General features: G+C 33.6%; 16 protein-coding genes and 1 tRNA gene. 13 read left to right on the top strand and 4 right to left on the bottom strand.

From position 1 onward, the window contains the following. Positions 1 to 18: 18 nt before the first annotated feature. The gene (locus B3C18_RS12435) at positions 19 to 3,174 is read right to left on the bottom strand and encodes a SusC/RagA family TonB-linked outer membrane protein (protein WP_291147129.1); all 3,156 of its coding nucleotides are present in this window, start codon (positions 3,172 to 3,174) and stop codon (positions 19 to 21) included. Positions 3,175 to 3,411: 237 nt separating this feature from the next. On the opposite strand from B3C18_RS12435, the gene B3C18_RS12430 reads away from it, so the two are divergent. Further along, positions 3,412 to 4,179 (top strand): amidohydrolase, encoded by a 768-nt coding sequence (locus tag B3C18_RS12430; RefSeq protein WP_291147126.1) that lies wholly within the window; start codon positions 3,412 to 3,414, stop codon positions 4,177 to 4,179. Here the strand turns inward: B3C18_RS12430 and B3C18_RS12425 are convergent. Then, complete coding sequence (locus tag B3C18_RS12425) at positions 4,176 to 5,864, bottom strand: Ig-like domain-containing protein (protein WP_291147124.1); 1,689 nt, start codon at positions 5,862 to 5,864, stop codon at positions 4,176 to 4,178. The two genes, B3C18_RS12430 and B3C18_RS12425, sit on opposite strands and share 4 nt — an antisense overlap. A gap of 171 nt (positions 5,865 to 6,035) precedes the next feature. On the opposite strand from B3C18_RS12425, the gene B3C18_RS12420 reads away from it, so the two are divergent. From B3C18_RS12420 to B3C18_RS12400, 5 genes are all read left to right on the top strand, one after another. Continuing rightward, positions 6,036 to 7,040, top strand: a complete 1,005-nt coding sequence (locus tag B3C18_RS12420; RefSeq protein WP_291147122.1) for a hypothetical protein — start codon at positions 6,036 to 6,038, stop codon at positions 7,038 to 7,040. Beyond that, complete coding sequence (locus B3C18_RS12415; RefSeq protein ID WP_291147120.1) at positions 7,000 to 9,357, top strand: hypothetical protein; 2,358 nt, start codon at positions 7,000 to 7,002, stop codon at positions 9,355 to 9,357. The genes B3C18_RS12420 and B3C18_RS12415 overlap by 41 nt, the downstream gene beginning before the upstream one ends. A gap of 9 nt (positions 9,358 to 9,366) precedes the next feature. Further along, the gene (gene mce / locus B3C18_RS12410; RefSeq protein ID WP_291147119.1) at positions 9,367 to 9,771 is read left to right on the top strand and encodes a methylmalonyl-CoA epimerase; all 405 of its coding nucleotides are present in this window, start codon (positions 9,367 to 9,369) and stop codon (positions 9,769 to 9,771) included. 146 nt (positions 9,772 to 9,917) lie between these two features. After that, positions 9,918 to 9,991: transfer RNA gene (locus tag B3C18_RS12405), tRNA-Ile, on the top strand. A gap of 147 nt (positions 9,992 to 10,138) precedes the next feature. Then, complete coding sequence (locus tag B3C18_RS12400; RefSeq protein ID WP_291147117.1) at positions 10,139 to 10,579, top strand: very short patch repair endonuclease; 441 nt, start codon at positions 10,139 to 10,141, stop codon at positions 10,577 to 10,579. Positions 10,580 to 10,583: 4 nt separating this feature from the next. On the opposite strand, the gene dcm is transcribed toward B3C18_RS12400, so the two are convergent. Then, positions 10,584 to 11,573, bottom strand: a complete 990-nt coding sequence (dcm, locus tag B3C18_RS12395) for a DNA (cytosine-5-)-methyltransferase (RefSeq protein ID WP_291147115.1) — start codon at positions 11,571 to 11,573, stop codon at positions 10,584 to 10,586. 536 nt (positions 11,574 to 12,109) lie between these two features. On the opposite strand from dcm, the gene B3C18_RS12390 reads away from it, so the two are divergent. Further along, a complete protein-coding gene (locus tag B3C18_RS12390; protein WP_291147113.1) occupies positions 12,110 to 12,352 on the top strand; it encodes a hypothetical protein in 243 nt (80 codons plus the stop codon). Positions 12,353 to 12,386: 34 nt separating this feature from the next. Here B3C18_RS12390 and B3C18_RS12385 read toward each other — a convergent pair whose 3' ends face one another. After that, the gene (locus B3C18_RS12385) at positions 12,387 to 12,977 is read right to left on the bottom strand and encodes a riboflavin synthase (protein WP_291147111.1); all 591 of its coding nucleotides are present in this window, start codon (positions 12,975 to 12,977) and stop codon (positions 12,387 to 12,389) included. A gap of 57 nt (positions 12,978 to 13,034) precedes the next feature. Here B3C18_RS12385 and pdxA point away from each other — a divergent pair, with 57 nt between their 5' ends. The 6 genes from pdxA to accC all read left to right on the top strand — a co-directional run bounded on the left by pdxA (position 13,035) and on the right by accC (position 18,074). Next, the gene (pdxA, locus tag B3C18_RS12380; RefSeq protein ID WP_291147109.1) at positions 13,035 to 14,084 is read left to right on the top strand and encodes a 4-hydroxythreonine-4-phosphate dehydrogenase PdxA; all 1,050 of its coding nucleotides are present in this window, start codon (positions 13,035 to 13,037) and stop codon (positions 14,082 to 14,084) included. Positions 14,085 to 14,189: 105 nt separating this feature from the next. Beyond that, a complete protein-coding gene (locus tag B3C18_RS12375) occupies positions 14,190 to 14,732 on the top strand; it encodes a YceD family protein (protein WP_056208581.1) in 543 nt (180 codons plus the stop codon). 9 nt (positions 14,733 to 14,741) lie between these two features. Beyond that, a complete protein-coding gene (gene rpmF, locus B3C18_RS12370; RefSeq protein ID WP_008465217.1) occupies positions 14,742 to 14,936 on the top strand; it encodes a 50S ribosomal protein L32 in 195 nt (64 codons plus the stop codon). A 172-nt stretch (positions 14,937 to 15,108) separates the two neighbouring features. Next, a complete protein-coding gene (locus B3C18_RS12365) occupies positions 15,109 to 16,107 on the top strand; it encodes a beta-ketoacyl-ACP synthase III (protein WP_053473305.1) in 999 nt (332 codons plus the stop codon). A 23-nt stretch (positions 16,108 to 16,130) separates the two neighbouring features. Further along, positions 16,131 to 16,619, top strand: coding sequence for an acetyl-CoA carboxylase biotin carboxyl carrier protein (gene accB, locus B3C18_RS12360; protein WP_291147107.1), 489 nt, complete (start codon positions 16,131 to 16,133; stop codon positions 16,617 to 16,619). A 105-nt stretch (positions 16,620 to 16,724) separates the two neighbouring features. After that, entirely contained in the window at positions 16,725 to 18,074 is a 1,350-nt protein-coding gene (accC, locus tag B3C18_RS12355) for an acetyl-CoA carboxylase biotin carboxylase subunit (RefSeq protein WP_073485519.1), read from the top strand. The last annotated feature ends 337 nt before the right edge of the window (positions 18,075 to 18,411 follow it).

Genomic DNA, 18,411 nt, shown 5'->3' with positions numbered 1-18,411 from the left:
ATTAGAAATAAAGCAAGCTTAAAATTTGACATTTAAGTTTAAACCGAAACTTCTTGTTTTTGGTACTCCAAATTGTTCTACACCCTGAGCATTTCCGGCACTAAATACAGATTCCGGATCTACGTTTGGTGTTTTCTTGTAAAGAATGAATAAGTTTCTTGCTACAAATGAAATAGAAGCACCCTGAAGTTTTGATAATCCTTTTATTTTCTCAATAGGTAAATCGTAACCCAGAATTACTTGTCTTAATTTGATGAAACTTGCATCATAAACAAATTCAGAAGAAATGTTTCTTAAACCATCATAATACGTTCTAAGGTTTTCCGGAGCAATAACCATATCAACCGGATTTCCGTTAACATCAACACCTTTAATTGGCAAACCGCTTTCACGACCTTCAAGCGTCAATTTTGTCAATCCCATACGAGTTCCGTACAAGTTAGTTCCTGAATATAAGCTTCCGCCAAATTTCCCGTCGATTAAAAAGCTCAATGAAATGTTTTTGTATTTGAATTCGTTGGTAAGTCCCGCAGCCCAAGGATGAACGCCCTGACCTAATTCTTCAAGTGGTCCCTGCGCAATAGTTGCAGATCCGCCGCTTACATTATAAACCGTATTTCCGTTAGCATCTTTACGAGGTCTGTACCCTTTTATAATACTGTACGGACGTCCAACATCACTTGTAATCGTTACATATCCATTTACAGAAGTTGCCATTGTAATCGAGTTTAACTGATCTGTAAGTGCTTCAACTTTATTTTCATTATAAGATCCGTTGAAACTTGCATCCCAAGAGAACTTATCAGAATTGATGATTTTACCGCTTACTAAAAACTCAACCCCTCTGTTTCTCATTTTTCCTAAATTCAATAAAGCAGTATTAGCTCCAGAAGCTGTAGAAATTGTAGTTTCGACAATATCATTTGTAGTGGCACGGTTGTACCAAGCAAAATCAAGATTTAAACGATTGTTGAAAAATCCTAAATCTGTTCCAATTTCAAATGTTGTAGAAGTCAGCGGACTTAAAGTTGCATTTGGAACTCTTGAACTTGTTGGTCCTTGAACCTGCTGACCGTTATGTCCGCCCTGAATCATTGAGTATGATTGGTTCAATGCATAAGGATCTGGCGTTGCGCCTCCCACTTGTGCCCATGAACTTCTAAGTTTGGCAAACGAAACAAATTCCGGCATTGTAAAAATGTCTGAAACAATTATACTCGTTCCAACAGAAGGATAAAATACGGTATTGTTTTCTTTTGATAGCGTAGAAAACCAATCCTGACGACCTGTTACGTTTAAAAACACGATGTTTTTATAATCAAAATCGGCAGCACCGTAAACCGAGTTGGTTTTAGTTTTTCCGTAAGGATAACTATAAGCCAGTGTAGATAAATTGCTTAAAGCATAAAAATCATTTAATACAAAATTTGAACCTTCGACTCTGGTTTCGTCTCTCAATGTAGTACGAGAGTTAACTCCAACTAAAGCATTTAAAGAGAAATCATTATAAAAATTCTTTTTAGTATAATTAAGAATTGCTTCAGAATTTAGATTGGATAATTTCATTTTTGAACCCTGCGCATATCCAACCGGATTGTTTAAAGTTGTTTTTGGAATGTATCCGAAGAAATCATAATCCGTATAATCTTGTCCAATTCTACCTTGAAGGAATAATTCCGGAGTGAAATTTACCTTTACGTTCAACATCCCGATGAAACGATTTTTAGTGTCTTTGTTTTTAATTTTATTGACAACAAAATAAGGGTTTGTTGCTACCGCAACAGGATTCCATGCTTCTTCAATTCCGTTTGCATCATAACCTGGGGCAAGATTTCGAATGTCAACAGTATTACCAATCATGTAAGTCCCCCAGTTTGGATTTGCCTCCGCATCAGAAACCGTTACTCTGTTGTTTGATTTTTCTAAATTATATTGTGCTACGACATCAAATTTTAACCAGTTTGTTAAGTTCACATTACTCGCAATGTTGATGCTTTTTCGGTTAAAATCAGAATTTGGAACCACACTTTGATTATCCATATTCGAGAACGAAAGGCGTCCCGTAGCTTTTTCGTTTCCTCCAGATAAAGCAAGAGAGTTAATAAATGTAGTTCCTGTTTCGTAGAAATTTTTAATGTTATTTTTTTGCGCCACATAAGGTCTTGAAACACCGTCAAACTGAACTACGTTGCTTCCGTCAATTTTAGCACCCCAAGACCAGCGTCCGGCTGCAACAGCTTCTGCCTGCGTGGTTGGTTTTTTTCCGTTTGCTCCAGAACCATATTCATATTGCCAGTCTGGAATAATGGAAGGCGTTTCGAATGTAAATGAAGAATTATATTCAACTCCAATTCCTTTTTGGGCAGAACCTCTTTTTGTTTGAATCAAAATTACACCGTTTGCAGCATTTGCACCATAAAGGGCGGCAGCCGTTCCACCTTTTAAAACCGTAATCGTTTTAATATCATCGGCATTGATAACAGAAGTTCCGTCACCACGATCCACATTTATTCTCGTTGAACCAGCACCGTTTCCAATTCCCGGTAAATTAAGCTGTGTATTATCAATAGGTAAATCGTTAACCACATACATCGGCTGGTTATTTCCGTTTAAAGATCCGTTTCCACGAATTACAACTCTCGTTGAACCATTTGCTCCGGTTGAGGTACTGCTCACGTTTACTCCGGCAATTTTTCCAACCAATGCATTCGAAATATTAGTTTCTTTTGCTTTTGTAAATTCTGTTCCTTTTAATTCAGTAACAGCATAAGCAACAGATTTAGTACTTTTTTTAACTCCCAATGCGGTAACTAAAACTTGTTCCAGAACATTTTCGGCAGGTTTTAATCGAATCGTTAAATCTGACGTTTTAAGTAAGGCAAATGATAAAGTTTCATAGCCCATGTAACTTATAATAATATGAACTTCGTTTTCCGGAACTTTTAATTTGAATTTTCCGTTTTCATCAGATATTGTTGCTATTTTATTATTGCTCTCGGCATAAATAGTAGCTCCGGCAATTGGCATTCCATCATCCTGACCTAAAATCTGGCCCGAAATTTCAACTTGATTGCTTTGTTGTTCAAAAAGATGCTTTTTTATTGCAATCTCTTTGGCGTTTGTGGAGAAGATGATTCCTCCAATAAACACTAATGAAATAAGCTTTGTTTTCATAATAGTTTGGTTTTCATGTTTTTCTTTTGGTTTTTTATTGGCAAATCAAATATATAGATTAATTTTAAACATTTGCATTTTTTTTGCAATAACTGCATTTTTTTTGCAATAAAATTTCTCCAAGTATTTTTTTAATCTTAAAAACATTTGATTTTTAAAGGTGTTCTGAGAAAATTTTGCAAAATGAGCTTTTTCATTAAAAAAATAATTTTGGCTGAAAATTCGTATTTTTGAAAAATGAAAATCGCACTTATTCAATCAGAATTGGTTTGGGAAGAAGCTTCTGCAAACAGAAAAAACTTTGAATCGAAAATAAAACAGATCGATCAGCAGGTCAATTTGATTGTTTTGCCTGAGATGTTTTCGACAGGATTTACTATGAATCCGTCGGCAGTTGCAGAAACGATGGAAGGGGAAACTGTTTTGTGGATGAAATTTATTGCGAAAGAAAAAAATAGTGCCGTTACCGGAAGTGTTGTAATTACCGAAAATGGCAATTATTATAACAGAATGTTTTTTGTTTTTCCGTCAGGAGAGATACAGTATTATGACAAACGACATTTATTTTCATTAGCCGGCGAAGACAAATTCTACACTGCCGGAACTCAAAAAGTAATGGTTGATTATTTAGGATGGAAAATCTGCCTGCAGGTTTGCTACGATTTACGTTTCCCGGTTTTCGTGCGCAATGTCGAAAATTACGATTTACTTTTATATGTGGCCAATTGGCCAAAGGTACGCACCAACGCTTGGGACGCTTTGCTTAAAGCGCGCGCGATTGAAAACCTAAGTTATGTTGTGGGTGTAAACAGAATTGGGCTTGACGCCAACAACTACGAACATACAGGACATTCGCAGGTTGTTGACTTTTTAGGAAATTACATTTTAGAACCACAAGAAACAGAAGGTGTTTTTGTAGTTGATTTAGATAAAAATGAAATGCTGGAAACCCGAAAAAAGCTCGACTTTTTAAGCGACAAAGATATTTTTGAGATTAAAATCTAGAAAGCTTTTCGTTGTTTTTCCTCTTTTTTCTTCTTTTTCTCGTCTTCTTTTTTCTCTATTTCGGGACTATACGGAATACTTAAATCCACGCTTTGATCAACATCCCAATTGCTGCGGACATCGACTTCCTGCTGATAATAAAAAACTTCTTCGGCATAACGCTTGTCGAGAAAACTTCCGGCATCGTACATTTTGTTTTTATTATCGTCGTAAATAATCCTAACCGTAAACTGAGTTGGAACTAATAAATTGAATTCAATTTTAGTATTTCCTTCAGAATATTCGCTGGCCAAAACTTCATCGCCTTTTTTGTTTGTTATTTCAACAATGATTGGGAAACGTTTTACGTTTTTCAAATTCAAAACTAAATTTCCGTAATCGGCAGCTTCTTTTGTGGATAGTTTATATGATAAAGTATCGTTTGTTTTTTCATAGAAATCAGTCAACGCGCCCGGGAAAAATGTAAAATTGTATTTTTCCTGAGGTTCTTTTTTGAAATCAACATACAGTTTCTGATTGAATTCGTCATATTCTGTAGTAAAATCAACAGCTGTCGAATCTTTATTGACTAATTTAATTTTCGTTTTATCGAATTTCACCAAAGGCGTTTCGGTTTCTAAAGTAAATCTTTCTCTAAAATTGATTATACCGTTTTGAACCGCTTTAATATTCATCGTGTCCTTTTTCTGGTCTTTTACCCTAAAAGTAAACCTCTTTTTATAGGTATCTCGACTAACTTCTAAAGATAAAGAATCGGCTTTTAAAGGTTTATACCAAACCTGAAGCGAATCTTTTTTAGGAAACTGCGTTATAATGGTTTCAAGAACCTGATCGTTGTTTTTAAGGACAATAGTTGGTTTGTTGATCTTGAAATTTTGTTTTCCTTCGTAAGGTAAAAGTAATCTGTTTCCAGACGCCTGAATTGGTTTTACAGCCTTTAACGGAAGTGTTTCCTTAAATAATTCCAAGTCAAAAACAGTGTCATTTGGCACCGTAATAAAATGTTTGATAAACCCGATTTTATCATCTTTTGGGTTGTATTTATTATTGCTTGATTTATCTTTTAAAGCAACCAAAAGATATTTTCCGGCTTTTAAATTTTCAAATTCAAAAGTTCTTAAACTGTCTAAAGTATTGGTAACGTAACGCGGAAAATCTTTGTAAATAACAGAGTCTTTGTATTTATCATTTGCTTCATACAACATTACAGAAACAAAATTATCTACCTTTTTTTCATACGAATCCTTAATACTTCCTCTAAGTTTTAGCGAATCAATATAAGGTCCTGTCGAAAAAACATATTTAAATTGGTTTATCGCATTTCCTTCATTATTATCCGTAATACTTTGTCCAAAATTAAAACTATACGTTGTGTTAGGCTGTAAAGTATCTTTAATTTTTATGTTTAAAAATTTACTAACACCAGTTGGATAAATCAACGGCTCATTTTTCATTGGAGGTGAAATAACAAGCTGTTTGTTGAGGTTTTTCAACTTTACGTATTCATCAAAAACCAATGTAATTTCGTTTCCTTTAAAATCAGTACTGAAATTTTTAGGAACACTCGAAACCAAAACAGGAGCCAAAGTATCTTTTAATCCGCCAGTTATACTGCCTCTTTTGGCGCAGCTCATCATTAATAATACCAATAAAAATGAAATGTATTTGAGTTTGCTTTTAAACATAGCGGTTTTTAAATTTGATTGCACAAAATAACAATTATATTTGCTTTAATTGAAATTTTTTGGCCATTTATTAGGATTTACAGCTTTTAGATTTACTTCTTTTTTTGAATAAGAAATAAACAATAGGCTATAATTTCTTACTTTTGAGTTCAAATATAATTTCCTCCGGTTTTGATAAAAAGAATTTTTTTGGTTGTAATGGTTGTTTTGTTTTCTGCCTGCAGTAAAAATGACAAACCTGTAATTGCTTTTTATTATTGGAAAACCAATTTGAAGTTCTCTCAAACAGAAAAGGAAGTTTTAAAAGATAATGACGTTCACAAATTGTATGTTCGTTATTTTGACATCGGACTTCATCCTGAAACGCAGTCTCCAATTCCCATAAGTCCAATTCATTTTCAGGAAAATACTCAAAATTTTGAAATTGTTCCCGTGGTTTTTATTCAGAATAAAGTAATGCTGCAAACCAATCTTGATATTGAAGATTTGGCCAAAAAGACGATTCATTTAATTGATGAAATCAATACAAATAATAAAATCAATCATACTGAAATTCAAATTGACTGCGATTGGACATTAAACAGCAAAGACAATTATTTGAAGTTTATTGAACAGATTAAAAAGCTTTCACAGAAAAAACTCTCGGCAACAATCAGGCTTCATCAGGTAAAATATTTCAGAAAAACAAAAATCCCAAATGTAGATCACGGCGTTTTGATGTTTTACAATATGGGAACTATTGCGCCAGATTCGTTAAATTCTATTTACAGCCAAAAAATCTCGGCCAATTATTTAAAGAGTTTAAAGAAATATCCGCTCAATCTTGATTATGCATTACCAATATATTCTTGGGCGGTTCATATCAGAAATCAAAAAGTTGTTGGACTCCGTTCAAAACTGAATTTCAGCGAACTCAAAAAGGATACAAATTTTGTTCAGATAAATTCTGTTTTTTTTAAAGCCAGACAATCAAATTATAAAAATGGTGTTTATTATGAAGAAAATGATCTCCTTAAAATAGAATCCATTTCTGCCGAAGATTTAAAAGAAATGGGGGAAGATTTGAGCGAAAACTCGGCGAAAGCCCCAAAAGAAATTATATTTTACGATTTAGACGAATTCAATTTAAAAAGTTATGAAAAGAATATTTTTGAGCAAGTTGTTTCTTGTTTCTAGTGTCACGATACTTTCGGCTTACGGAATACTATATGCCTGCGGCGGCGGAGATGACTGGGGTTTTTTCGGCTACAATTCTAATTTCACGCCCGAAACTTTTGCAGATAAATCGTATTCGCCATTGTTTTTGGCCGGAGATATCTTTTACGGAGTTGGTTTTGACACTAAACACAATTCGCGTTTCAACGAAAACATAAAATCAGATTGGGGAACTTATCTAAAAGGTGTTGTTGACACTACGACTGTCAATTATTTTTTAATTGGAGATGATAAGCCAAGATATTATTCGGATGAAAAAAATACCATTAAAAACAAAGAAGAAATTACAGATCTTCATGTTTTTTATAAAAACAAAAAGCAAAATCCTTCATCCATAAAATGGGGTAAAAAAATGGCATTGAAAGACGCAAAAGTGAAAAGCTTTGTTGAGTTTTTGTATTTGGCACAAAAAATAGAAACCGTTTCAATTGGCGAAGATTATTGGAGTTATGATCCTGTTGTGGCCAAAACTTTTAAGGATTTGCAAATGATCCAGTCGATCGAAAATGTTTACAACACGACTGCCGATCCATTTTTGAAAAACAGATATTGGTTTCTAACGATGAAAGCTCGTTTTTACAGCAACAGCAAACAAAAAGCAATTGACTTTTTTAATAAAACCGAAAGTTCTGTTCCTAAAAATGTATTGTATTATCGTGCACTTTCATATGTTGCCGGAATCAATTATCAGCAGAAAAAATATGCAGTTTCTAATTATTTGTATGCACAGGTTTTTGACAAATGTCCGGAACTGAGAATTGTAACGGCGTATAGTTTTCATCCAAAAAATGAGACTGACTGGACAAAATCGTTGGCAATGGCAAAAAATAATAAAGAGAAAGCGGCGCTTTGGGCGATTCACGGATTTTATAAAGATGAAAAACAAGCTATTGAAAAAATTTATGAGTTAGATCCAAAAAGTGAACACTTAAATTATCTGGCAACTCGATTGGTAAACAAGCAAGAACAGGCGCTTAATAATTCATTTCAGCAAAAAGCAGAAGAAAATCAGCCGGTGAAAAACCAAACGGTTGCGGAGAATAAAACTGAAAATCAATCTAAAATAGATAAAAGTGCTTTTGATTTAGTTGCCAAAATTTCGGCTGCCGATAATACAGCAAGACCTTATTTATGGGATTTGTCTTTGGGTTATTTACAGACTTTAAAAGGCGATTATGCAAATGCGGATAAAAGTTTTGATAAAGCGGTCAAAACGCTTCCGAAAACAGAATTGGCGGGAATGCAGCTTCGTTTGTTACGCTTTGTAAATAATTTGAATAAAATTGATAAACTGACAGATAAAAACGAGAAAACAATTCTAGCCGATTTAAACTGGCTGTATTATGAACTTCCTAAAACATATAAAGAAGGAGAGTTTCGTTATCAAAATGCTTCTTCTTGGAGCAGAAGTTATCTTTCATCACTTTATAAAGGAAAATCAGATCCGGTAATGGCAGAGATTTTTGGAGAATCGCGTTACAGTTACTGGAATGACGGAAATGCTTTTTATGACAATGAAAAAAATCTGCTGGATATAAAAACATTTTTGGCAAAGCCAAATAAAACCGAAATCGAGAAAATTGGTGCTGGAATTTATAGTTTGAAATTGAAAGATATTAGCAATTTCCAAGCGGTTCAGGCAACTTTTAAAAATAAAATTCCTGAAGCGATTACTTTTATGAAGGAAACAGATTCTGTTCAGTATTATAAATTTTTGGGAAATCCGTTTAACGGAAGTATTAAAGATTGTCACGATTGTGATCATGCGGCGTATCAAAAAAGAAAATATACTTTTATTGATTTCCTAAATACAGTAAAAGAAATGCAGGATAAACTGGCTCAAAAAGAAGATGTTTATACGAATAGTTTATTGCTTGGAAATGCATTTTACAATATTTCGCATTTTGGAAACGGAAGAACTTTTTATGAAATTAGTATTGTTGGTTACGGTTCAAGTCCGTATTCGTTTAGAGACTCGATGAAAAAAATGATTACCAATTGTGATGTTTCTAAAGGGTATTATCAAAAAGCACTGCTGGCTGCAACAACAAAAGAGCAAAAAGCAAAATGTGTTTATTTGATTGCGAAATGCGAGCGAAACGAATATTACAATAATAAATATAACAATGTTACAAATTGGTGGAGTGTTGAAGACGATAAAATTAATTTTATTGCCTGGAACGGTTTTAAAACGTTGAAAAAGGATTATTCAGACACTCAATACTATAAAGACGTAATTGCTGAATGCGGTTATTTTAATACTTACATTAATCAATAATAGAAAATCATGGTTAATAAAATAGAACATATCGGAATCGCGGTAAAAAATATGGATGATGCAAATGTATTGTTCGAAAAAATGCTTGGTGTTCCATCTTATAAAATGGAAGCGGTAGAAAGTGAAGGTGTTTTGACTTCATTTTTTCAAACAGGAAATAACAAGATTGAACTTTTAGTGGCGACAAATCCCGAAAGTCCAATTGCAAAGTTTCTGGAAAAAAAAGGGGAAGGAATCCATCACATCGCTTTTGATGTTGAAGATATTCATGCCGAAATTTCCCGTTTAAAAAGCGAAGGTTTTGTGCTGATAAACGAAGTTCCGAAGAAAGGCGCCGACAATAAATTGGTAGTTTTCCTGCATCCGAAGAACACAAATGGCGTTTTGGTCGAGCTTTGTCAGGAAATTAAATAAAAAATATCACTTTTTGTTTTTAAATAAGGTCTTGAAAATCAATCTTGTTTTGAATACTGCGACTTTGAATTGAAATTAAATGCAAATCATGTCTTAAAATATTTGGAGTGAACGAAAAATAGTAGTAATATTGCATCCTCTAAACCGGTCCTATAGCTCAGCTGGTTAGAGCACCTGACTCATAATCAGGTGGTCCCTGGTTCGAGCCCAGGTGGGACCACTTCTTTAGAAATAAAAAGCCTTTACAGAAATGTAGAGGCTTTTTTGTTTTTAGCTGTGAAAAATGAAATTTCTAAGCTCGAATAATTAAACTTCCATATTCCATAAATACCTAACTTTATCTGTTAGAAACAAATTTAATCTTCAGATGGATAATTTAACTCCCGAACAACGGAGAAAAAATATGCAGGCTATAAAAAGCACGGCAACTACGCAAGAAGTCAGGCTTGCCAAAGCTTTGTGGGAATCGGGTTATCGCTATCGAAAGAATAATAAAAAAATATTCGGTAAACCGGATTTGACTTTTGCAAAGTATAAAATCGCCATTTTTATAGACAGCGAATTTTTTCACGGCAAAGATTGGGAAACGCAGCAATTGCGTATTAAATCAAATCGTGATTATTGGATTCCGAAAATCGAACGGAATATGAAACGGGATGTTGAGGTCAACGCTTTTTTAATTGCTAAAAAATGGAAAGTAATTCGGTTTTGGAGTAAAGAAGTTCAAAAAGAATTAGATACTTGTGTCGCAAAAATTCGGGAAGAAATTGAATCCTCAAAAATAAAAACAGAAGAAAAAAAGAGTTGAAATTTTATACTTTTTCTTTCTTCTTTGCTTTTGCTTCGACTTTTTCAATCACCTTAAAAATTTCTTCAGCCAGTCTTTGAATAACCGGCATGCTAACCGAATTTCCCGCTTGTTTGTATAAACTTGAATTGGAAATAGGAGGCAGTTTATAATCATCAGGAAAACCCTGAAGTCTAAAACATTCTCTAGGAGTCAGTTTTCTAAAGCCAAAATCGGTTGTAATAATCGGAACGTTGTGTCCACCCGTTCCCATATTGGCCGTTAGAGTGGGGCATAAACCAGATTTGTTTTCTCTAACATATTGTCTTCTAAATTGATAGATGTGGTTCTTGTTTACAACCGCTTCCTTCAATTTATTGTACATATACTTCTCTTCGCCATAATAAAATTTATCAGAAACTTTTTCTGTAATAATTAAATCTTTAATAGACTTCGTTAATTGCTCCTTTTCGGGGAATTTAAACTTAAAACTTTTATTATTTAGGAAGTCTTTATCAAAAGCAATCATGAAAAGTCTTTCTCTGTTATGCGGAGTATTTCCAAAATCTTTGGTATTTAAAATAGAACTGTCAAAAGTATAGTTGCGTTTTTTTATTTCACTCTTTATAACTTTTAATGTATTTCCTTTATCGTGCCCTTTTAGGTTTTTTACATTTTCAAGGAAAACCACTTTGGGTCTAATTTCATCGATGAAATCCAGAATCTTAAAAAAGTGATTCCCCCTTCTGTCGTCAAAACCTTTTCGGTGACCGGCGAGTGAAAAAGGCTGACAAGGAAAACCGGCAGTTAAAATATCTACTTGTTCGAGAGTTGTTACGTCAAGATCCATAACATCGCCTTCAATAAGATTATGTTTGAAATTGTTTCTATACGTAACACAGGCTTTTTTGTCAAATTCATTGGCCCATTTTAAATCAAAACCAGCTTTTTCAAAACCTAAACATATACCGCCTACGCCTGCATACAAACTTCCAACTGTATATTTATTTTTCATTAACTAATTTTTCAATTGTATTTTAAAAAGTTCTTTTGCTTTTCTTTTCATGCAAATATATTAATTAGGAAATATTTACTGTCTCAGAATTAAAACAAGTACGTAATTGTGTTTTTATAAATTACAGTTCTTTCTGACTTATTGAAATTTAGAGCATGTTTTCTAAAAAATTATTGCATAAGAATATTCTTGTGACCTTGAAAATTTGTAGAAAGCCATACATGATGCAAAAAAGAAATGCTTTTTATAATAAACAATTGAAAGTCAGCGTTTGATAATTGTATTGTTTGCTACAGTTGATCGATGAATTAAGTATTTAATCGATGTTTTAAATTTGAACTTATTTGCCTTAAAATCCAAATTACATCATAATACGTATATTATTTTTACATCACTTAATTGATTTTAAAGTTGTTTTTTTGTAAAAATCGTATACTTTTGCCAAAGAATTTCCGTGTAGATAACATTTTTGTGATGTATCTCTATAAAAATATTTGCCCCTAGTATTATTTATTGAATTTCAGCACGTTTAACCTATGAAGATAAGGAATATATTATTAGCACTTTTTTTAATTGTATCGAGTGTGTCGGTTACTTTAGCTGACAACACACCTCCACCGCCGCCGCAAGCAGCTAAAACATCAGGAACAGCTGATGATGATGATATAACGCCTCCAGGTTTGCCAATTAATGATCATATACCGTATCTAATTGCAGCAGGATTCGTTTTAGGAATGACAATTATATATCGAAACAAAATAAAAAAAGCTTCAATTTAAATTGAAGCTTTTTTTATGCGATAACTTTTCTTGCTTATTTGTTTATAGCGTAAAGTCTTGAAATGTATTTTCCAACAACATCAAACTCTAAATTTATTTTAGTGCCCACTTTGAAATCTTTAAAATTGGTATTTTCAAAAGTATAAGGGATTATCGAAACGCTAAATTCGTTTGTTTTAGAATTTACAACCGTTAAGCTGACTCCGTTTACGGTAATCGATCCTTTTTCAATAGTAATATTGTTTAAGGTTTGATCGTATTCAAAAGTATAATTCCAGCTTCCGTTTGCTTCTTCGATTTTGATGCATGTTCCCGTTTGGTCTACGTGACCCTGAACAATATGTCCGTCAAGGCGGTCGCCAAGTTTCATTCCTCTTTCTAAATTTACAATATCATTAGCTTTCCAGTCGCCAATATTGGTTTTTAAAATCGTTTCTTCAATAGCAGTAACGGTATAGTGAGAATCTTTTATAGCAACAACTGTAAGGCATATTCCGTTATGCGAAACGCTTTGGTCAATTTTTAATTCATTAGTGATTGATGACTCAACAGTAACATGCAGATTGTTTTTGTCTTTTTGTATTTCGTGGATTCTTCCAAGGGTTTCAATAATTCCTGTAAACATTGTAGTTTTATTTTACTAAATTTGCACATCAAAATTAGTAATAAATAAGCTGAGCTCATGAATAAAAAAGCAGAAAATATAATTGTTGGAATTTCAGTTGGAGATTTAAACGGTATTGGAAGCGAAGTTATACTAAAAACATTCGAAGATTCCCGAATGTTAGAATTGTGTACACCTGTTATTTTTGCAAATGCTAAAATTCTTTCTTTCGTTAAAAAAAGTTTTACTTCGACTGTGCAGTTTCACGGTGTAGATAAATTAGATCAGGTAATTCCGGGGAAAGTAAATGTTTTAAATCTTTGGAGAGAAGGAGTAGATATTAATTTAGGTTCTAATAATGAAAAAATTGGTGAGTATGCAATAAAATCTTTTGTAGCGGCGACTAAAGCTTTAAAAGAAGGTTTGATTGATGTTTTGGTTACAGCACCAATTAATAAATATAATATTCAGTCAGAAGATTTTAAATTTCCGGGACATACAGATTATTTAGATCAGGAATTAGAAGGAAATGCACTGATGATGATGGTTCAGGATAGTTTAAGAGTTGGTTTGTTGACAGATCATGTGCCGTTAAATGAAGTTTCATCTCATTTAACAGAAGAATTAATTACCAGAAAAATCGAAACCATCAGAAAATCTCTTATTCAGGATTTTAGTATAGTAAAACCAAAAATTGCAGTTTTAGGGTTAAATCCGCATAGCGGCGACGGCGGAGTTATTGGAAAAGAAGAAGATTTGATTTTAAAACCAGTTTTGAAGAAAATATTTGACAGTGGTACGATGGTTTTTGGCCCATTTTCTGCCGATGGATTTTTTGGAAGCGGTCAATATGAAAAATATGATGCTATTGTAGCAACATATCACGATCAGGGATTAATTCCGTTTAAAACGCTTTCGTTTGGAAAAGGAGTTAATTACACAGCAGGTTTAAATAAGGTTAGAACCTCGCCAGATCACGGCACAGCATATGATATTGCTGGAAAAGACATGGCAGATTTTAATTCGTTTAAAGAAGCAGTTTACCTTGCACTTGATATTTTTCGCTCGCGTAATCAGTATGAGGAGATTAGCGAAAAACCTCTTAAAATAAAAGAAAAACAGTTATAAACAAAAAAAGGCGAATAAGATTATTAGATTTATAATAATTTTATATCTTTGCACCCCAATTCAGATATGTAGTTTTGTATTTGAATTAAACAAATTGATGTTGAAATGAGCAAATCAAAAGAATTTTTAATTCCTTTTATAGGGTTAAAGCTGGGAAAACACCATTTTGAGTATCAAATAAATAACACGTTCTTTAAGGACTTTGACTACGAAGAGTTTCAAAGTTCAGATATTAAAGTGAATTTGGTTTTCGATAAGAAAAGCACAATGTTAGAGTTAGAATTCAAACACAAAGGGACTGTAAATGTACCTTGTGATTTAACCGGCGAAGATTTTGATTTACCTATTAAAGGGAAAATGAAGTTAATTGTTCGTTTTGGAGATGAGTTCAATAATGATAATGAAGAATTGTTGATTTTGCCGCATGGAGAACATGAATTAGATGTGTCACAATACATTTATGAAATGATTGCACTTTCGGTGCCTCAAAAAAGAATTCATCCTGGCGTTAAAGACGGTACATTACAAACCGAAGCTTTGACAAAATTGAATGAATTAAGTGTAAAAGAACAGAAGGAAGAGAGTAATAAAGAAGAAGATATTGACCCGCGTTGGGAAAAATTAAAGAAACTATTAACGGATAAATAATATAGTAAAATGGCACATCCTAAGAGAAAAACCTCGAAAACAAGAAGAGATAAGAGAAGAACACATTATAAAGCTACTGTAGCTCAAATCGCTACATGTCCTATTACTGGTGAGGCACATTTATACCACAGAGCTTACTGGCATGAAGGTAAAATGTACTACAGAGGGCAAGTTGTTATCGATAAATCTGAAGCGGTTGCTTAATACGTTTTTGTAAATTATACTGGAACTCTCACATAGTGAGAGTTTTTTTTGTTGGTTATAATTTTCGTTTTTTAAGAAAATACAGGCAAATTCGCTTCGTTTTTTTTTGTAATTTTCAAGTCTTTTAAAAATTTTTCAAATAATAATATTTGAAAGGAAATAATAGAATATAATGAATACAATCACAGCCGCAATTACCGCTGTTGGAGGCTACGTTCCAGACTTTGTACTTTCTAACAAAGTATTGGAAACAATGGTAGATACCAATGACGAATGGATTACCACTCGTACAGGAATTAAAGAAAGAAGAATTCTTAAAGATGCTGACAAAGGAACGTCGTACCTTGCCATACAAGCAGCAAAGGATTTAATAGCAAAAGCTAATATCGATCCTTTAGAAATTGATATGGTTATAATGGCAACTGCAACACCAGATATGATGGTGGCTTCTACAGGAGTTTATGTTGCAACACACATTGGAGCTACAAACGCATTCGCATACGATTTGCAGGCAGCTTGTTCAAGTTTCTTATACGGAATGTCGACTGCTGCGGCTTATGTACAATCTGGGAGATACAAAAAAGTATTGTTAATTGGTGCCGATAAAATGTCATCAATTGTAGATTATACAGACAGAGCAACTTGTATTATTTTTGGTGATGGAGCTGGAGCAGTATTATTTGAACCAAATTATGAAGGTTTAGGTTTACAGGATGAATATTTAAGAAGTGATGGTGTAGGACGCGATTTTCTTAAAATTCCTGCTGGAGGCTCTTTGATTCCGCCAAGCGAAGAAACTGTAAAAAACAGACAGCACAATATTATGCAAGACGGGAAAACAGTTTTCAAATTTGCTGTTACTAATATGGCCGATGCAAGCGAATTGATTCTGCAAAGAAACAATTTAACAAATCAGGATGTTGATTGGTTAGTGCCGCATCAGGCTAATAAGCGTATTATTGATGCTACAGCCGGAAGACTAGAATTAGAAGAATCTAAAGTATTAGTTAATATCGAAAGATATGGAAATACTACTTCTGGAACTTTACCATTAGTATTAGCTGACTTTGAAGATAAGCTTAAAAAAGGAGATAATGTTATTTTTGCTGCATTTGGTGGTGGATTCACTTGGGGATCTATTTACTTAAAATGGGCTTACGATAAAAAATAAATTAAAACTAAAAACGAATCATTATGGATTTAAAAGAAATTCAAAACCTAATCAAATTTGTAGCAAATTCGGGAGTTGCGGAAGTAAAGTTAGAAATGGATGATGTAAAAATCACTATTAGAACAACTTTAGAAGGAAATGTTACTGAGACTACTTATGTACAGCAATTACCAGCTCAGGCTGCATTGCCACAAGCTACACCGCAAGTTACAGCTCCAATAGTTGTTAATACTGCTGCTGAAACTCAGGCGCCTGCTGCTGCAGATTCTAAATATGTTACTATAAAATCTCCAATCATTGGAACATTCTATAGAAAACCATCTCCAGATAAGCCAGTTTTCACTGAAGTAGGAAGCACTATTGCAAAAGGAGATGTTCTTTGTGTAATTGAAGCAATGAAATTATTCAACGAAATCGAATCAGAAATTTCAGGTAAAATTGTAAAAATTCTTGTTGACGATATGTCTCCAGTTGAATTTGATCAACCTTTATTCTTAGTAGATCCATCATAAATAAATTTAGATTTTAGATTTTAGATTTTAGAATGGTTCGAAAATTTTCTTAACCATCTAAAATTATCTAATTATCAAATTGTCTAATTATCTAATTAAAATAAGATGTTTAAAAAAATATTAATTGCGAATAGAGGAGAAATTGCACTTCGTGTAATTCGTACATGTAAAGAAATGGGAATCAAAACTGTAGCAGTTTACTCTACAGCCGATGCAGAAAGTCTACATGTTAAATTTGCTGACGAAGCGGTTTGTATTGGACCTCCTCCAAGTAACTTATCGTATTTAAAAATGTCAAATATTATTGCTGCTGCAGAAATTACAAATGCAGACGCAATACACCCAGGATACGGTTTCCTTTCTGAGAATGCTAAATTCTCAAAAATTTGTCAAGAGCACGGAATCAAATTTATTGGTGCGGCTCCTGAAATGATCGACAGAATGGGAGATAAAGCTTCTGCAAAAGCTACAATGAAAGCTGCAGGAGTACCATGTGTACCAGGTTCAGACGGATTACTTGATTCTTATGAACACGCACAAAAAACAGCAGCTGAAATTGGTTACCCAGTTATGATGAAAGCTACTGCTGGTGGTGGTGGAAAAGGAATGCGTGCAATCTGGAAAGAAGAAGAGCTTTTAAAAGCTTGGGAAAGTGCACGTCAGGAAGCTGCTGCCGCTTTTGGAAATGACGGAATGTACATGGAGAAACTTATTGAAGAACCACGTCATATCGAAATTCAGGTTGTTGGAGATTCTTACGGAAAAGCGTGTCACCTTTCTGAAAGAGATTGCTCTGTGCAGCGTCGTCACCAAAAACTTACTGAAGAAACACCTTCGCCTTTCATGACAGATGACTTGCGTACAAGAATGGGAGAAGCTGCTGTAAAAGCTGCTGAATTCATTAAATACGAAGGAGCTGGAACTGTAGAATTTCTTGTAGACAAACACAGAAACTTCTATTTCATGGAAATGAATACTCGTATTCAGGTTGAGCACCCAATTACTGAACAAGTAATTGATTACGATTTAATTCGTGAACAAATTATGGTTGCTGCCGGAATTCCAATTTCTGGAAAAAACTATTTACCAGAATTACATGCTATTGAATGTCGTATTAATGCAGAAGATCCTTATAACGATTTTCGTCCTTCACCAGGAAAAATTACTACGCTTCATATGCCAGGAGGACACGGAGTTCGTTTAGATACTCACGTTTACTCAGGATATAGCATTCCACCAAATTATGATTCAATGATTGCTAAGTTAATTACAACAGCGCAATCTCGTGAAGAAGCAATCAGCAAAATGCGTAGAGCTCTTGACGAATTTGTAATTGAAGGTGTGAAAACTACAATCCCTTTCCACAGACAATTAATGGATGATCCAAAATATATTGCAGGGGATTATACAACTGCATTTATGGATACTTTCAAAATGAAACCTATTGAGGAATAATAAATAACTAAAGCTGTCGATTTTTTCGACAGCTTTTTTTTATAATTAAATTTAAACCCGACAACTTTCTAAAAGTTATCGGGTTTGTTTTTATATCTATACATTAAACCGGATTAAAATCCGGCCCTACAATATAGTTCGAGCCGAAGGCTCTTCAAGGCTCTGAAGGAACATATTGTATTGTAGAGCTGGACTTCAGGTTTTTATATCTATACATTAACTGGATTAAAATCCAGCTCTACAATATAGTTCGAGCCGAAGGCTCTTTCAAAGTTCCGAAGGAACACATTATATTGTAGAGCTGGACTTCAATTTTTTATATCTATACATTAAACTG

The organism is Flavobacterium sp. UBA7680, from assembly GCF_002482975.1.
GTDB lineage: Bacteria > Bacteroidota > Bacteroidia > Flavobacteriales > Flavobacteriaceae > Flavobacterium.
This window is presented reverse-complemented; position numbering and strand designations above follow the sequence as displayed.

What these genes read in the sequence shown, in the direction of transcription:
- B3C18_RS12365 (WP_053473305.1), top strand. Translation starts at nt 15,109, where the DNA reads ATGAATACAATCACAGCCGCAATTACCGCTGTTGGAGGCTACGTTCCA.
- rpmF (WP_008465217.1), top strand. Translation starts at nt 14,742, where the DNA reads ATGGCACATCCTAAGAGAAAAACCTCGAAAACAAGAAGAGATAAGAGA.
- B3C18_RS12425 (WP_291147124.1), bottom strand. Translation starts at nt 5,864, where the DNA reads ATGTTTAAAAGCAAACTCAAATACATTTCATTTTTATTGGTATTATTA.
- accB (WP_291147107.1), top strand. Translation starts at nt 16,131, where the DNA reads ATGGATTTAAAAGAAATTCAAAACCTAATCAAATTTGTAGCAAATTCG.
- accC (WP_073485519.1), top strand. Translation starts at nt 16,725, where the DNA reads ATGTTTAAAAAAATATTAATTGCGAATAGAGGAGAAATTGCACTTCGT.
- pdxA (WP_291147109.1), top strand. Translation starts at nt 13,035, where the DNA reads ATGAATAAAAAAGCAGAAAATATAATTGTTGGAATTTCAGTTGGAGAT.
- B3C18_RS12400 (WP_291147117.1), top strand. Translation starts at nt 10,139, where the DNA reads ATGGATAATTTAACTCCCGAACAACGGAGAAAAAATATGCAGGCTATA.
- B3C18_RS12390 (WP_291147113.1), top strand. Translation starts at nt 12,110, where the DNA reads ATGAAGATAAGGAATATATTATTAGCACTTTTTTTAATTGTATCGAGT.
- B3C18_RS12430 (WP_291147126.1), top strand. Translation starts at nt 3,412, where the DNA reads ATGAAAATCGCACTTATTCAATCAGAATTGGTTTGGGAAGAAGCTTCT.
- dcm (WP_291147115.1), bottom strand. Translation starts at nt 11,573, where the DNA reads ATGAAAAATAAATATACAGTTGGAAGTTTGTATGCAGGCGTAGGCGGT.
- B3C18_RS12375 (WP_056208581.1), top strand. Translation starts at nt 14,190, where the DNA reads ATGAGCAAATCAAAAGAATTTTTAATTCCTTTTATAGGGTTAAAGCTG.
- B3C18_RS12385 (WP_291147111.1), bottom strand. Translation starts at nt 12,977, where the DNA reads ATGTTTACAGGAATTATTGAAACCCTTGGAAGAATCCACGAAATACAA.
- B3C18_RS12415 (WP_291147120.1), top strand. Translation starts at nt 7,000, where the DNA reads ATGAAAAGAATATTTTTGAGCAAGTTGTTTCTTGTTTCTAGTGTCACG.
- mce (WP_291147119.1), top strand. Translation starts at nt 9,367, where the DNA reads ATGGTTAATAAAATAGAACATATCGGAATCGCGGTAAAAAATATGGAT.
- B3C18_RS12435 (WP_291147129.1), bottom strand. Translation starts at nt 3,174, where the DNA reads ATGAAAACAAAGCTTATTTCATTAGTGTTTATTGGAGGAATCATCTTC.